The organism is Streptomyces sp. NPDC002156, from assembly GCF_053593675.1.
The window spans coordinates 1-13,973 of sequence record NZ_JBSFDA010000038.1 but is presented as its reverse complement, the minus strand read 5'-3'; the positions used below and the strand labels follow the sequence as shown (position 1 = coordinate 13,973).

Sequence of the window (13,973 nt, the reverse complement as noted above, 5' to 3'; positions counted from 1 at the left end):
CGATGCCGACGCCAGGGGGCACCCCGGCCCCGGTTCCCGCAGCGCGCCGGGTCGCCCCCGACCCAGGCCCCACCCACCGGACTCGCGCCCCCGTGGGCTCAGCCCTCGGCCGGAGCCAGCACCACGAAGTCCGCGTTCGCCGGATCGAGGCACACGGCCAGCCGGCCGACACCCTCCGCGTCCACGGGCCCCATCTGCACGCTGCCGCCGTTCTCCGTGACCTTGGCGACCGCGGCGTCGCAGTCGGTGACCGCGAAGACCGGATGCCAGTACGGCCGCCCGTCCGCCAGGGCGAGATCCTCCTCGCGGACCTGCATCAGGCCGCCCTGCATACGCTCCTCGGGAAGCCCGGGAGCGGTGATGAGGGTGTACGCGCCCCCGCCACCCGGCATCTCCATCTCGCTGTACCACCAGTCGAAGACACCGCCGTAGAACTCCTTGGCGGCAGCCGCGTCACGCGTGTACAGCTCGGTCCAGGTCAGGGAGCCCGGCGCGTCGGCCAGCTCGAACCCCGAGTTCTTGCCCGCCTGCCAGACCGCGAACTGACCCCCCAGCGGGTCGCTGTACTGGGCCATCCGCCCCCAGTCGTCGAGGTCTCTCGGCGCCAACCGCACCGTCCCGCCCGCGCGCTCCACAGCCTGGGTCGTGGCGTCCGCGTCGGTGACGCTGTAGTAGATCATCCAGGCCGAGCGAGCGCCTTCCTCCGTCAGCTTGCCGAGCCCGGCGACGACCTTGCCGTCCTTCCGGAACATCCCGCCTTCCATGTCCTCCCCCGCGCCCATGGACTCGTACTCCCAGCCGAGCACCGCGCCGTAGAAGGCCGCGGTGGCGGGGACATCGGGGGTGCCGAGGTCGAGCCAACAGGGGGAGCCGGGAGCGAGGTCGGTGGTGATCACGGCGATTCCCTTTCGCAGATCGTTGTGCCATCAGCCTGACACCCGCCACTGACAATCGCGCGTCGACGCTTCACGGCACGGCCCGCACCACCGCGCAGCCAACCCGGCCCCTCAGTCACACCTCGCCCACAGTCCCTCCCTGTCTTCGCTCACGCCACGAAACCCGGTTGCCGGACCACAGCACCCCTGCGAGAGTCCGGGCCATGCCCGCCTCCCCCGCACCCTCCTCCATGCACTTCTCCGCGTACGACGGAACCGAGCTGGCCTGTCGAGTGCTCGGCGAGGAGCGGGACGGGCCGCCGCTGGTCTGTCTGCCCGGCGGCCCGATGCAGGACTCCGTCTATCTCGGGGACCTCGGAGGCCTGTCCGCGCACCGCCGCCTGATCATGCTCGACCTCCGGGGCACCGGCCGCTCGGCCGCACCGCAGGACCCCGCGTCCTACCGCTGCGACCGCCTCGTCGACGACGTCGAGGCCCTGCGCGAGCACCTGGGCCTCGACCGGCTGGACCTGCTCGGCCACTCCGCCGGCACGAACCTGGCCCTGCTGTACGCGGCCCGTCACCCCGAGCGGGTCGGCAGGCTCGCGCTGGTCACCCCGAGCGTCCTGGCACTCGGCATCACCATCGCCGGGGACGTCCGGGTCGCGACGGCACGACTGCGCCGGGACGAGCCCTGGTTCCCGGAGGCGTTCGCGGCCCTGGAGGCACTCGTCGCCGGCCGGGCGGGCGCCGACACCTTCCAGGTCATCGCCCCGTTCTGGTACGGCCGTTGGGACGAGGCCGCCCGTGCCCACCGCGCCGCGGAGGACCGGCAGCGCAACGACGAGGCCGCGGCCGTCTTCGCCTCCGAGGGCGCCTTCGACCCGGCGGCCACCCGGGCGGCACTTGCCCGCCTAGCCTCACCGGTCCTGGTGCTGGCCGGGGAGGTCGACCTCAACTCCCCGCCGCCCGCGATGACCGAGATCCCGGGCCTGTTCCCGCACGCCGAACTGGTCGTCCAGCCAGGTGCCGGGCACTTCCCGTGGCTGGACGACCCGGACCGGTTCGTGGAGACCACCGAGAAATTCCTCAGCTAGAGAACCACCACGACCTCGAACGGAGCCCGCCCACAACACCCACCTGCCACCACCCGAGCCTTTGTTGCGTAAACATTAAATGCATTTGCATTCGATGCACATGCATGTACTGTCTCCGCATGACCTCTCCGCTCACCACTCCGGCGACCGACGGACGCTGGACTCCCCGCCTGTGGGGCACCCTGCTGGTGCTCTGCGCCGCGATGTTCCTGGACGCGCTGGACGTGTCGATGGTCGGCGTGGCGCTCCCGTCCATCGGCTCCGAACTCGGCCTCTCCACCTCGACGCTGCAATGGATCGTCAGCGGCTACATCCTGGGATACGGCGGACTCCTGCTCCTCGGCGGCAGGACCGCCGACCTGCTCGGCCGCCGTCAGGTGTTCCTGGTGGCCCTCGGCGTCTTCGCGCTCGCCTCACTGCTCGGCGGACTCGTCGACTCGGGCCCGCTGCTGATCGCCAGCCGCTTCATCAAGGGACTCAGCGCCGCCTTCACCGCCCCGGCCGGCCTGTCCATCATCACCACGACCTTCGCCGAGGGCCCGCTGCGCAACCGGGCTCTGTCCATCTACACCACCTGCGCGGCCACCGGCTTCTCGATGGGCCTGGTGCTCTCCGGCCTGCTCACCGAGGCGAGTTGGCGCCTGACCATGCTTCTCCCCGCGCCGGTCGCCGTCCTCGCCCTGTTCGCGGGCCTCAAGCTGCTGCCGCGCAGCGAACGCGAGAAGGACCACAACGGCTACGACATCCCCGGCGCGATCCTCGGCACCGCCTCGATGCTGCTGCTGGTCTTCACCGTCGTCCAGGCCCCGGAGGTCGGCTGGGCATCGGCCCGCACACTGCTCTCCTTCCTCGCCGTCGCCGTGCTGCTGACCGTCTTCGTCCGCGTCGAACAGCGCTCCGCCGGACCGCTGATCCGGCTCGGTGTGCTGCGCTCAGGACCCCAGATCCGCGCCCAGCTCGGTGCGATGGCGCTCTTCGGCTCGTATGTCGGATTCCAGTTCCTGGTAACCCTGTTCCTCCAGTCGCTGCTCGGCTGGTCGGCGCTGCACACGGCGCTCGCCTTCCTGCCCGCCGGGGCGATCGTGGCCCTGTCCGCGACGAAGATGGGCGCGATCGTCGACCGGTTCGGCACCCAGCGGCTGATCGTGGCGGGCTTCGCCCTGATGATCACCGGGTACGCCCTGTTCCTGCGCGTCAGTCTCGACCCGAGCTACGCCACCCTGATCCTGCCGTCGATGGTGCTGATCGGCGGGGCCTTCGCGCTGGTCTTCCCGTCGCTCAACATCCAGGCCACGAACGGCGTCGACGACCATGAACAGGGCATGGTCTCCGGCCTGTTGAACACCTCGGTCCAGGTCGGCGGCGCGATCTTCCTGGCCGTCGTGACGGCGGTCGTCACCGCAGGCACGCCCGACAACCCCTCACCGCAGGGGGTCCTCGACGCCTACCGCCCAGGCCTGATCGTGGTGACGGGCATCGCCCTCGCCGGCCTGCTGGTCACACTCCCCGGGCTGCGCACCCGGAGGCCGGGACAGTCCGTCGTCGTCGCCAAGTCCCTTCAGCAGCAGGAGAACACGACGACCGAGCGCGTGGCCGCCCGCGACTGACCGGAGGACCTCTCCAGCATCCGTGCCCGGCCGGGGCTGCTTGCCCGGCCGGGCATCCGCCTGTTTCACTCGCCGGATGGACAACTACGGGGGACATCTGGGGCAGGGCCGTACGCGAGGCTCCCAGGCTCGGCGGGACGCGGTCACCGTGGAGATCGGATACGCCCTGTGCAGCGCCCTGTTCCTGGCTGCCGTCGTCTTCGGGGCGGTGGCCGGACCGGCGTGGGTCTTCGGGCTGCCGGACACCGTGCAGGACGTGCTCGTCGCCTCCGGAGCGACGCTGGGCGCCGTCCTGTTCGCGGTGCGCGTGGTGAGCGTACTGAACCGCTTCACCCGCGAGACCGACAACAGTGTCGCGGCTCAGCCGAGCCAGCCCGGCCTGACCAACCCCGACTCGTAGGCCAGCACGACCAGTTGGGCCCGGTCCCGGGCGCCCAGCTTCACCATCGTGCGGCTCACATGGGTCTTGGCGGTGAGGGGGCTGACGACCAGACGGCGGGCGATCTCCTCGTTGGACAGGCCGATGCCGACCAGCGCCATCACCTCCCGCTCCCGCTCGGTGAGCCGGGTCAGGGCGTCGGCGGCGGCCGGTTCCTTCGAGCGGGCGGCGAACTCACCGATCAGGCGCCGGGTGACCCCGGGCGAGAGCAGCGCGTCGCCCGCGACCACCGCCCGTACGGCGCGCAGGAGTTCCTCCGGCTCGGTGTCCTTCACCAGAAAGCCGGAGGCACCGCAGCGGATCGCCTCGAAGACGTACTCGTCGAGTTCGAAGGTGGTCAGCATGACCACCCGGACGTCGTTCAGTTCGGCGTCGTCGGTGATCCTGCGGGTCGCGGCGAGCCCGTCCAGGACGGGCATCCGGATGTCCATCAGGACGACATCGGGACGCAGTTCGCGTACGCCGCGCAGCGCCTCCTCCCCGTCGGCGGCCTCCCCGGCCACCTCGATGTCGGGCTGTGCGTCGAGCAGCGCCCGGAACCCCGCGCGGACCAACGACTGGTCGTCGGCGAGCAGTACACGGATCACCGGTCCTCCTTCACCGTCGTCACCTTGAGCGGCAGCACCGCCAGCACCCGGAAACCGCCGTCCGCGCGCGGCCCCGCCTCGATCGTGCCACCGAGGGCGGCGGCCCGCTCCCGCATCCCCGCCAGCCCGTTCCCACTGCCGCCCGCGTCGGCGCCGGTCGCGGGCCCGTCGTCGTCGACGCGCAGCCGCAGGACGCCGTCCGCCGCATCGACCCGCACGCGCGCGTGCCGCGAACCGGAATGCCGTACGACATTGGTGAGGGCCTCCTGCACGATCCGGAAGGCGGCGAGATCGGCACCCGGCGGCAGCTTCGGCACCTCGCCCCGCACCTCGACGGTCAACCCTGCCCCGGCCGCCTGCTCCACCAGCTCGGGCAGCCGGTCGAGCCCCGGCGCCGGAGCGCGCGGCGCGTCACCCGGCGTACGCAGCGTGTCGAGCACCTGACGCACCTCCCCGAGCGCCTCCTTGCTGGCCGCCTTGATGGTCGTGAGCGCGGTACGGGCCTGCTCGGGGTCGGAGTCGAGCAGCGCGAGACCGACCCCGGCCTGCACATTGATGACCGAAATGCTGTGCGCGAGTACGTCGTGCAACTCGCGCGCGATCCGCAGCCGCTCCTCGTCCGCGCGCCGCCGGGCAGCCTGGGCGCGTTCGGCCCGCTCCCGGTCCCACTGCTGCCGCCGCACCCTGACCAGCTCGGCGACCGCCACGATCGCCACCACCCAGGCGGCGACCACGATCTCCTGGCCCCAGGCGGCGGGCTCGTCCCCGGACGGCGGCAGCCACCGGTACAGCCAGTGCGCGATCAGCACATGCCCGGCCCAGAGCATCCCGACGGCCGCCCACGCCGCCTTGCGGTGCCCGGCGACGACAGCGCTGAAGCAGCCCAGCGCGACGGTCAGGAAGACCGGCCCGTACGGATATCCGGCACCGAGATAGATCATGGCGGCCGTCGCGGTGCCGAAGGCGACCAGCACCGGGTGCCGATGCCGCCACAGCAGCAGTCCCGAGCCGACGACGAGCAGGACACGCGCGAAGAGGTCCAGGTCGGCGCGCTCGCCCACCTGCTGCTCGGCGGCGTACTTCGAACCGGCGAGCACGAAGACCGTCAGCAGTACGGTGGAACGCCAGGGCCACCGGCCGACGTCCTGGTCCGTCCCGGACCCGCCCTGCCCGTCACCACGGTTCCCCCACGGCGGCCCCTGCCCCCACCACCGGGGCGGGCCTCCCTCGCGTCCGCGTACGCGCTGCTCGTCCATGTCAGCCACGCTAGACGGCACCACGCGGCGACGGCGTCCGCCGGGCGAGGTGACCAGCCGTACTCCCCGGGAAGTATGAGGCCGCCGGTCGTCTACCGCTTCTCCGGGAACACCAGCCCCACCCCGTGCGCGATCCGGCTCACGGAGTGCCGGAAGAACGTCTCCCGGTCCTCCACCACGCGGTTGAACTGGCCGAACAGCTCGAACCCGACCAGCCCGTACACCTGGGCCCAGGCCGCGACGAGCGCCGCCACCACCTCCGCCGGAAGGTCGGGGGCGAGGTCGGCGGCCAACCGCTCGGCCTCCGGGCGCAGTTCGGCGGGGACCGGGGTACGCGCCACACCGACGCTGCGATGGGCGTCCCGCACGATGCCGATCAGCAGCAGGCCGACGCGCGAGGCGGCCGGCACCGTCGTGTCGGGCGCCTTGTAGCCGGGGACCGGCGAACCGTAGATCAGCGCGTACTCGTGCGGATGCCCGAGCGCCCAGCCGCGCACCGCCTCGCACACCGCGACCCAGCGGCGCAGCGGGCCTGCGCCGGCGTCCGCGACGGCTGCGTGGGCGGTCTCGGCGGCCTGGCCCAGGGAGTCGTAGGCGTCGATGATGAGAGCGGTCAGCAGGTCGTCACGGCTGGGGAAGTAGCGGTACAGCGCGGAGGAGACCATGCCGAGTTCACGGGCGACGGCGCGCAGCGAGAGCTTGGCGGCGCCTTCCGCCGCCAGCTGTCTGCGCGCCTCGTCCTTGATCGCCGACGTGACCTCGATCCGGGCGCGGGCGCGGGCTCCTTGTGCGGTGCTCATACGTGCGAGTGTTCCACGTTTTCGGAGCAGTGCACACAAACGAGAGCACCGAACTAAAAAGAGAGCAGTGCTCTTGCTTTGGATCACCGATCTCCGACAGACTGCTCTCAAGCGAGAGCAGTGCTCTCGCAAGCACCGCTCTCGTACGACCTGATTCCACGCACGACCTGACTCCCGGAGGACACCATGTCGTCGCCGTCGGCCCACTACATCAAGCCCAATGCCTTCGACCGGGCCACGAACAACCTCATCGGCTGGCTCGCACGGCGCGGCGTGAGCCTCATGGGCAGCGCCGAGCTGTCGGTGCTCGGCCGCAAGAGCGGCGAGTGGCGCAAGGTGCCCGTCAACCCGCTGCCGTACGAGGGCGGCCCGTACCTCGTCTCGGCGCGCGGGCACTCCGAGTGGGTGCGGAACATGCGGGCCGCCGGCGGCGGACGGCTCAAGGTCGGCCGCCGGGTGCAGGAGTTCACCGCGGTCGAGCTGCCGGACGCGGAGAAGGCGGTCGTGCTGCGCACCTACCTCAAGAAGTGGGGCTGGGAGGTGGGGCGCTTCTTCGGCGACGTCAACGCCGACTCCACCGACGAGGAACTGCTCGCCGCCGCCCCCAAGCACCCCGTCTTCCGGATCACCGTCAAACCGTGAACACCCCGCGTGACCTGTACGGCGGTCAGGGCCGGTCGAGCGCGGTCAGGGCGCGCCCGGCCATCGGGTGGGTGCGCACCAGTTCGCCGAGTGAGGTGGAGCCTCGGGTGATGTCCCGGAAGGCGTTCCAGGCGGGGCGGAAGCCGGTCAGGGCGGCGTGGAAGACACCGGGGCGCCGCTCGAACGCCTTCAGCATGCTCCGGCCGACGGCCATCTCGACGCCGAGCCCCGCCTTGATCGCGAACGCGTAGTTCAGGGCCTGGCGGCGCGTGTCCACGGCGTCGTGCGCCTCCGCGATCCGGACCGCCCACTCCCCCGCGAGCCGCCCCGAGCGCAGCGCGAACGAGATGCCCTCGCGGGTCCACGGCTCCAGCAGGCCCGCCGCGTCCCCGCAGACCAGCACCCGGCCGCGCGAGAGCGGCGAGTCGTCGGCCCGGCAGCGCGTCAAGTGGCCGGAGGAGATGCTCGGTTCGAAGCCGGCCAGCCCCAGCCGGGCGACGAAGTCCTCCAAGTACCGCTTGGTGGCCGCGCCTTCACCGCGCGCGGAGATGACGCCCACGGTCAGCGTGTCCCCCTTGGGGAACACCCACCCGTAACTGCCGGGCATCGGGCCCCAGTCGATGAGCACCCGCCCCTGCCAGTCCTCGGCGACCGTCTCCGGCACCGGGATCTCCGCCTCCAGGCCGAGATCCACCTGGTCGAGTTTCACCCCGACGTGTGCTCCTATGCGGCTGGCGCTGCCGTCGGCGCCCACAACTGCACGCGCGAGCACGGTCTCGCCGCCCTGCAGCACGACGGCGACCGTCCGCCGGTCCGGCACCGCCGAGCCGTGCTGCTCGACCCGCGACACCGTGACGCCCGTACGCAGTTCGGCGCCCGCCTTCTGGGCGTGCTCGACGAGCTGCTGGTCGAACTCGGGCCGGTTGATCAGACCGAACAGCATCTGCTTGGAGCGGCGGGTGCGGGTGAAACGGCCGTTGTTGGAGAACGTGACCGCGTGCACCCGGTCCTGGAAGGGCAGTTCGAAACCGGGCGGCAGGGAGTCGCGCGAGGGGCCGATGATCCCGCCGCCGCATGTCTTGTAGCGGGGCAGTTCCGCTTTCTCCAGCAACAGCACTGTGCGGCCCGCGACCGCCGCCGCGTACGCGGCCGAGGCCCCCGCGGGTCCCGCACCCACAACAACGACGTCCCACACCCGCGCCACGTCGTCCGCCGAAGAGTTCTCGCTGCTCACGATGGTCTGCTGCTCCTGATCCACGCGCCTGCCGCACCTGTTCCTCCGCATCCTACGGCGGGCGTCGCCACAGTCCGCTGTGGGAGGATCACAGGACTTCCTCCGTACAACGTCGCACCCACAAGGAGCGTGCCCATGTCCTCGAATCCGGTCGCCGAGACCGTCGCCTCCCTCATGCCGAGGGCTCGGGCGGAGCTGACCGAACTGGTGGCGTTCAAATCGGTGGCGGACTTCGAGCAGTTCCCGAAGAGCGAGAGCGAGGCCGCCGCGAACTGGGTCGCCGACGCGCTGCGGGCCGACGGCTTCCAGGACGTGGCCCTGCTCGACACCCCGGACGGCACGCAGTCCGTGTACGGCTACCTGCCCGGCCCCGAGGGCGCGAAGACCGTCCTCCTGTACGCCCACTACGACGTGCAGCCGCCCCTCGACGAGGCTGGCTGGGTCACCCCGCCGTTCGAGCTGACCGAGCGAGACGGCCGCTGGTACGGACGCGGCGCCGCCGACTGCAAGGGCGGCCTCATCATGCACCTGCTCGCGCTGCGCGCCCTCAAGGCGAACGGCGGCATTCCGGTCAACGTCAAGGTGATCGCCGAGGGTTCGGAGGAAATGGGCACGGGCGGTCTGGAGCGGTACGCCGAGGAACACCCCGAGCTGCTGGCGGCCGACTCGATCGTCATCGGCGACTCCGGCAACTTCCGCGTCGGTCTGCCGACGGTCACCGCGACCCTGCGCGGCATGACCCTCGTACGCCTCCGGATCGACACCCTCGAAGGCAACCTGCACTCGGGCCAGTTCGGCGGGGCCGCGCCCGACGCGCTCGCCGCGCTGATCCGCGTACTCGACTCCCTGCGTGCCGAGGACGGTTCGACAACGGTCGACGGGCTCAAGGACGAGACGTCGTGGGACGGACTGACGTACGACGAGGAGCAGTTCCGCAAGGACGCCAAGGTGCTCGACGGCGTCGAACTGATCGGCTCCGGCTCGGTCGCCGACCGCATCTGGGCGCGCCCCGCGGTCACGGTCCTCGGCATCGACTGCCCGCCGGTGGTCGGCGCCACCCCGTCCGTGCAGGCGAGCGCCCGCGCGCTGGTCAGCCTGCGGGTGCCGCCGGGCGTGGACGCGACGGCGGCGGTCAAGCTCCTGGAGGCGCATCTGACGGCGCACACGCCGTGGGGCGCGCGGGTGAGCACGGAACAGATCGGCCAGGGCCAGCCGTTCCGAGCCGACACCACCAGCCCGGCGTACACGGCGATGGCCGAGGCCATGGCGATCGCGTACCCGGGTCAGGAGATGCAGTACGCGGGCCAGGGCGGCTCGATCCCCCTCTGCAACACACTCGCCTCGCTCTACCCCCAGGCGGAGATCCTCCTGATCGGCCTGAGCGAGCCGGAGGCCCAGATCCACGCGGTGAACGAAAGCGTCTCCCCGGAAGAACTGGAACGCCTGTCGGTAACAGAGGCCCTGTTCCTCCAGAGCTACGCGGCATCCTGAGCCACCCGCAAGAACCGGCGCCCGCAGCCACCCGGCGGGTCGCGCCCCTGGCCAGGGGCGCCTCCCCGCACACCGGCAGGCGTACGGCGCCGTGGCTGCGGTCGCCGTGATCCGGACGGCAGGGCCGGGGGCTGGCCGGCGGGCCGGACCCCGCTCACCTGCGTCGACCGGCCCCGGGCCTACTCCACCTCGACCTCCCCCACCGCCACCCCCGCCTCCAGATAGAGCGCGGCGCCCCGCTCGCGCGCCCGCAGCGCCCCGCGCAGGCGCTCGTAGCGGACCGGCGGGAGCAGGCCGGCGGCCTCCTCCTCGGTGACGAAGCGCCAGTCGCGCAGTTCGGGGCCGGGGAGCAGCAGCCGGCCGGCCTCGGCGCTGTCGAGGCGCCCGCCGTCGAAGAGGAGGCGCAGTCCGCCGTAGCCGGGCGGCGCGGGCGGCTCCCAGTCGATGACGAGGAGACGGGGTACGTCGGTGAGGTGGATGCCGGTCTCCTCGGCGACCTCGCGGATGCCCGCGCGCGCGGGAGCCTCGCCCCGTTCGACGACCCCGCCGGGGAACTCCCAGCCCGCCTTGTAGGTGGGGTCGACGAGCAGCACCCGGTCCTGCTCGTCGAACAGCAGGACCCCGGAGGCCACCGTCTCGCCGGTGGGTTCCGGGGTCTGCACGATGTCGCACACCGGCGCTGTTCCGGCGCTGACGGCTTCGGCGATCCGCACGGCCGTCTCGTACGGAGTGAGGGCGCTGGTGTCGACCGGGTGGGCGTCGGCGGTGAGCCAGGAGGCGAGCGCCGTCCGGTACGGCTCTATCTGGTCGTACGACCACTGCCGTACCCGTATCTCCCCGTCGGGGAGGTCCGGTGGGACCTCCCGGGTGGCTATTCGCTCGCGCAGGATCGTTTCCGCCGGGGCGAGGAGCACATGCCGGACCGTGATCCGGCGAGCGGCGAGACCGCCGAAGATCTCGTCGCGGTACTCCTGTCGCAGCAGCGTCATGGGCACCACGAGGGTGCCACCCAGCTCGGCGAGCATGGCGGCCGCGGTGTCCACGACGAGCCGCCGCCAGATCGGCAGGTCCTGGAAGTCGCCGACCTCGGCGAGGCGCTTGGGCGGCAGCAGATGTGCGAGTGCCCCACCGATGACCTCGGGGTCGAAGAGCGTGCTGTTCGGGATCAGTTCGATCAGTTCTCGTGCGGTGGTGGTCTTCCCCGCACCGAACGCGCCGTTGACCCAGACGATCACGTTTCCCCCTCTTCTGTTGGACCCCTGAGGCTTGCCCGCTCCACCCTGCCACGGAAACCAGATCACGTTGAGGCCGCCGACACAGTGACGCCGGTGCCCCGTCTCACGGGACACCGGCGCCACTTTCACCACTTACGGCACGTCAGCCAGTGGTGCTGTCGCCTCCCAGCGCGTCGTCGTCCACGGCCAGGCTGTCGCTGGCGACGGTGTGGTCGAGGGCACTGAGCGTGTCGTCCACGTTCAGATCACCCAGGGCGTCGGCCCCGAGACCGTGGGACGGGGTGATCGCCGCGACGACGAACCCGGTGGCGAGGGAGGCGATGGCGAGCATGCTGCGCTTCTTCATGCCCGGATCAACTGCGGAACCGGGGCCGGGGTCACGCCCTGATCGACTCCGGCTCCGGTCCGACCCCGGTCCGGCTCCAGCCCGACTCCTGCCGAGCCCCCCGGACATCGGAGGTCTGGCTGCCCGCCGGTATACGGCCTACCGTGAACGCACACCGATGACGCGGACATGACGTCATCCCATATCTCGCGAGTACGGAGGAACGTAATGATGCGTCACCTTCACACCCGCACAACCCGTCACAGAGTGATCGGAGCATTAGCCGCGACGACTCTGCTGTTCACCGCCGGGTTCACCGCCCCGGCACTGGCCGCTCCCCCGGAAGCCACGCCCGCCCTTCCCGCTCCGACCGCCGGCCTGGCACTCACCCCTCCGATGGGCTTCAACAACTGGAACTCCACGCACTGCCGGGCGGAGTTCAACGAGGCCATGGTCAAGGGGATCGCGGACATCTTCGTGGCGAAGGGCCTCAAGGACGTCGGCTACGAGTACGTCAACCTCGACGACTGCTGGGCCCTGCCGCAGCGCGACGCCGACGGGAAGCTCGTGCCCGACCCCGTCCGATTCCCCAACGGGATCAAGGCGGTCGCCGACTACGTGCACGCCAAGGGGCTCAAGCTCGGCATCTACACCAGCGCGGGCACGAAGACGTGCAACAGCGCCGGGTTCCCGGGGGCGCTGGGCCATGAGTACAGCGACGCCCAGCAGTTCGCCGACTGGGGCGTCGACTACCTCAAGTACGACAACTGCAACAACCAGGGTGTGGACGCCAAGCTGCGCTACACGACCATGCGCGACGCGCTCCTGGCGACCGGCCGGCCCATCGTCTACAGCATCTGCGAGTGGGGCCAGAACAAGCCCTGGGAGTGGGCTGCGGACGTCGGCCAGCTGTGGCGTACGACCGGGGACATCAGCGACACCTGGGGTTCGATGCTGTCGATCCTCAAGAGGAACCTGCCGCTCGACCGGTACGCCGGTCCCGGCCACTGGAACGACCCGGACATGCTGGAGGTCGGCAACGGCGGCATGACGGACACCGAGTACCGCTCCCACTTCTCGATGTGGGCGATCATGGCCGCACCCCTCCTCATCGGCTCCGACCTGCGGTCCGCGTCCGACGAGACCTTCGACATCCTGGGCAACCGCGAGGTCGTCGCCGTCGACCAGGACCCGCTCGGCCGACAGGGCACGGTCGTCTCGTCCGAGGGCGGCGGCTGGGTCGTCGCCAAGGAGATGGCGGACGGCAGCCGCACGGTGGCCCTCTTCAACGAGACCGGCAGCGCCAAGCGGATCGCGACGACCGCGGCGGCCGTCGGCCTGCCCGCCGCCGACGCGTACACCCTGCGCGACCTGTGGCAGCACCGCACGTACAACACCGCGGGCACCGTCTCGGCGACGGTCCCGGCACACGGCACGGTCCTCGTACGGGTGGCCACCGACCGGCGCTGGTCCCAGTACCCGCCCTCCGTCGAACTCGCCCTCGACAACGCCCTGTTGGTCGAGGCGGGCACCCCGACCACCCTCACGACGACGCTCACCGACCTGGGCCGCACCCCGGCCACCCGTGTCTCGGTGGCCCTGACAGCCCCCGAGGGATGGACAGTTCGCGCGAAGTCCCCGACCAACGCCCCCGTCGTACGACCCGGCGCGTCCCTGCGCACAAGGTGGACGCTCACACCTGCACAGGGGACACCCCCAGGCTCGTACGACCTTGCGCTCAGGGCGAGTTACCGGTCACCGGCCGGCGCACGCGTCGACAGCGCGCTGCCGCTGACCGCGTCCGTGGTGGTGGCGCCGCCCGCTGGCATCTCATCTCTCGGCGACCTGCCGTGGCTGTCGGCGACCAACGGGTACGGCCCCGTCGAACGGAACACCAGCAACGGGGAGAGCGCGGCGGGCGACGGACACCCGATCACCGTCGGCGGTGCGGTGTACGCCAAGGGACTCGGCGTCCACGCGGCAAGCGCCGTCGAGTTCTACACGGGAACGACCTGCGAGACGGTCACCGCGGACGTGGGCGTCGACGACGAGAAGGGCGCCAATGGCACCGTCGCCTTCGAGATCTGGGCGGACGGTACGAAGGTCGCCTCCACCGGCGTCCTCACCAACGCCATGCCCGCCGAACACCTCTCGGCGGACGTGACGGGCGCCCGCACGATCCGCCTGGTCGTGACCGACGGCGGCGACGGGATCGACTCGGACCACGCGGACTGGGCGGATGCGGTGGTGAGTTGCTGAGCCGGACGGTCGCCGGCACTCACGACCACTGAACCGTTTCCGCGCTCAGCCGACCCGGGAGGGAAGAGAGGGGGTGCGGGTGTCGGCCGATGAAGGACCGTTCCGGCCGACACCTGCACCCACCCC

Annotated in this window: 13 protein-coding genes; 6 read left to right on the top strand and 7 right to left on the bottom strand. The window is 71.3% G+C overall.

From position 1 onward, the window contains the following. Positions 1–98 precede the first annotated feature (98 nt). On the bottom strand, positions 99–896 hold the full coding sequence (locus ACWCRB_RS18000) for a VOC family protein (protein WP_450996965.1): 798 nt from the start codon (positions 894–896) through the stop codon (positions 99–101). Positions 897–1,099: 203 nt separating this feature from the next. On the opposite strand from ACWCRB_RS18000, the gene ACWCRB_RS17995 reads away from it, so the two are divergent. The 3 genes from ACWCRB_RS17995 (at position 1,100) to ACWCRB_RS17985 (ending at position 3,979) form a co-directional block, all read left to right on the top strand. Continuing rightward, entirely contained in the window at positions 1,100–1,972 is an 873-nt protein-coding gene (locus ACWCRB_RS17995) for an alpha/beta fold hydrolase (RefSeq protein ID WP_450996964.1), read from the top strand. Positions 1,973–2,091: 119 nt separating this feature from the next. Continuing rightward, the gene (locus ACWCRB_RS17990; protein ID WP_450996963.1) at positions 2,092–3,579 is read left to right on the top strand and encodes an MFS transporter; all 1,488 of its coding nucleotides are present in this window, start codon (positions 2,092–2,094) and stop codon (positions 3,577–3,579) included. Between the two features lie 76 nt (positions 3,580–3,655). Further along, complete coding sequence (locus ACWCRB_RS17985; protein ID WP_450996962.1) at positions 3,656–3,979, top strand: DUF6332 family protein; 324 nt, start codon at positions 3,656–3,658, stop codon at positions 3,977–3,979. Here ACWCRB_RS17985 and ACWCRB_RS17980 read toward each other — a convergent pair. The 3 genes from ACWCRB_RS17980 to ACWCRB_RS17970 form a co-directional block, all read right to left on the bottom strand. Further along, positions 3,940–4,605 carry a response regulator gene (locus ACWCRB_RS17980; protein ID WP_450996961.1) on the bottom strand — a complete coding sequence of 222 codons (666 nt, stop codon included), beginning with the start codon at positions 4,603–4,605 and terminating at the stop codon, positions 3,940–3,942. The two genes, ACWCRB_RS17985 and ACWCRB_RS17980, sit on opposite strands and share 40 nt — an antisense overlap. After that, positions 4,602–5,861 carry a sensor histidine kinase gene (locus ACWCRB_RS17975; RefSeq protein ID WP_450996960.1) on the bottom strand — a complete coding sequence of 420 codons (1,260 nt, stop codon included), beginning with the start codon at positions 5,859–5,861 and terminating at the stop codon, positions 4,602–4,604. Before ACWCRB_RS17975 ends, ACWCRB_RS17980 begins: the two co-directional genes overlap by 4 nt. A 92-nt stretch (positions 5,862–5,953) precedes the next feature. Further along, complete coding sequence (locus ACWCRB_RS17970; protein WP_450996959.1) at positions 5,954–6,661, bottom strand: TetR/AcrR family transcriptional regulator; 708 nt, start codon at positions 6,659–6,661, stop codon at positions 5,954–5,956. A 186-nt stretch (positions 6,662–6,847) separates the two neighbouring features. Here ACWCRB_RS17970 and ACWCRB_RS17965 point away from each other — a divergent pair, with 186 nt between their 5' ends. Further along, entirely contained in the window at positions 6,848–7,303 is a 456-nt protein-coding gene (locus ACWCRB_RS17965; RefSeq protein WP_450996958.1) for a nitroreductase family deazaflavin-dependent oxidoreductase, read from the top strand. 25 nt (positions 7,304–7,328) lie between these two features. On the opposite strand, the gene ACWCRB_RS17960 is transcribed toward ACWCRB_RS17965, so the two are convergent. Further along, positions 7,329–8,537 (bottom strand): geranylgeranyl reductase family protein, encoded by a 1,209-nt coding sequence (locus tag ACWCRB_RS17960; RefSeq protein WP_369032011.1) that lies wholly within the window; start codon positions 8,535–8,537, stop codon positions 7,329–7,331. 135 nt (positions 8,538–8,672) lie between these two features. Here ACWCRB_RS17960 and ACWCRB_RS17955 point away from each other — a divergent pair, with 135 nt between their 5' ends. Continuing rightward, positions 8,673–10,028 carry a M20/M25/M40 family metallo-hydrolase gene (locus ACWCRB_RS17955; protein WP_450996957.1) on the top strand — a complete coding sequence of 452 codons (1,356 nt, stop codon included), beginning with the start codon at positions 8,673–8,675 and terminating at the stop codon, positions 10,026–10,028. Between the two features lie 179 nt (positions 10,029–10,207). Here the strand turns inward: ACWCRB_RS17955 and ACWCRB_RS17950 are convergent, their stop codons facing one another. Next, a complete protein-coding gene (locus ACWCRB_RS17950; protein ID WP_450996956.1) occupies positions 10,208–11,263 on the bottom strand; it encodes an NUDIX hydrolase in 1,056 nt (351 codons plus the stop codon). A 142-nt stretch (positions 11,264–11,405) separates the two neighbouring features. Beyond that, a complete protein-coding gene (locus tag ACWCRB_RS17945) occupies positions 11,406–11,609 on the bottom strand; it encodes a hypothetical protein (RefSeq protein ID WP_389348262.1) in 204 nt (67 codons plus the stop codon). Positions 11,610–11,819: 210 nt separating this feature from the next. Here ACWCRB_RS17945 and ACWCRB_RS17940 point away from each other — a divergent pair, with 210 nt between their 5' ends. Continuing rightward, positions 11,820–13,847, top strand: coding sequence for an NPCBM/NEW2 domain-containing protein (locus tag ACWCRB_RS17940; protein WP_450997019.1), 2,028 nt, complete (start codon positions 11,820–11,822; stop codon positions 13,845–13,847). The last annotated feature ends 126 nt before the right edge of the window (positions 13,848–13,973 follow it).

Bases quoted from the DNA above. Each gene is read 5' to 3' on its own strand.
- ACWCRB_RS17985 (WP_450996962.1), top strand. From the start codon at position 3,656: ATGGACAACTACGGGGGACATCTGGGGCAGGGCCGTACGCGAGGCTCC.
- ACWCRB_RS17955 (WP_450996957.1), top strand. From the start codon at position 8,673: ATGTCCTCGAATCCGGTCGCCGAGACCGTCGCCTCCCTCATGCCGAGG.
- ACWCRB_RS17970 (WP_450996959.1), bottom strand. From the start codon at position 6,661: ATGAGCACCGCACAAGGAGCCCGCGCCCGCGCCCGGATCGAGGTCACG.
- ACWCRB_RS17990 (WP_450996963.1), top strand. From the start codon at position 2,092: ATGACCTCTCCGCTCACCACTCCGGCGACCGACGGACGCTGGACTCCC.
- ACWCRB_RS17995 (WP_450996964.1), top strand. From the start codon at position 1,100: ATGCCCGCCTCCCCCGCACCCTCCTCCATGCACTTCTCCGCGTACGAC.
- ACWCRB_RS17975 (WP_450996960.1), bottom strand. From the start codon at position 5,861: ATGGACGAGCAGCGCGTACGCGGACGCGAGGGAGGCCCGCCCCGGTGG.
- ACWCRB_RS17940 (WP_450997019.1), top strand. From the start codon at position 11,820: ATGCGTCACCTTCACACCCGCACAACCCGTCACAGAGTGATCGGAGCA.
- ACWCRB_RS17965 (WP_450996958.1), top strand. From the start codon at position 6,848: ATGTCGTCGCCGTCGGCCCACTACATCAAGCCCAATGCCTTCGACCGG.
- ACWCRB_RS17945 (WP_389348262.1), bottom strand. From the start codon at position 11,609: ATGAAGAAGCGCAGCATGCTCGCCATCGCCTCCCTCGCCACCGGGTTC.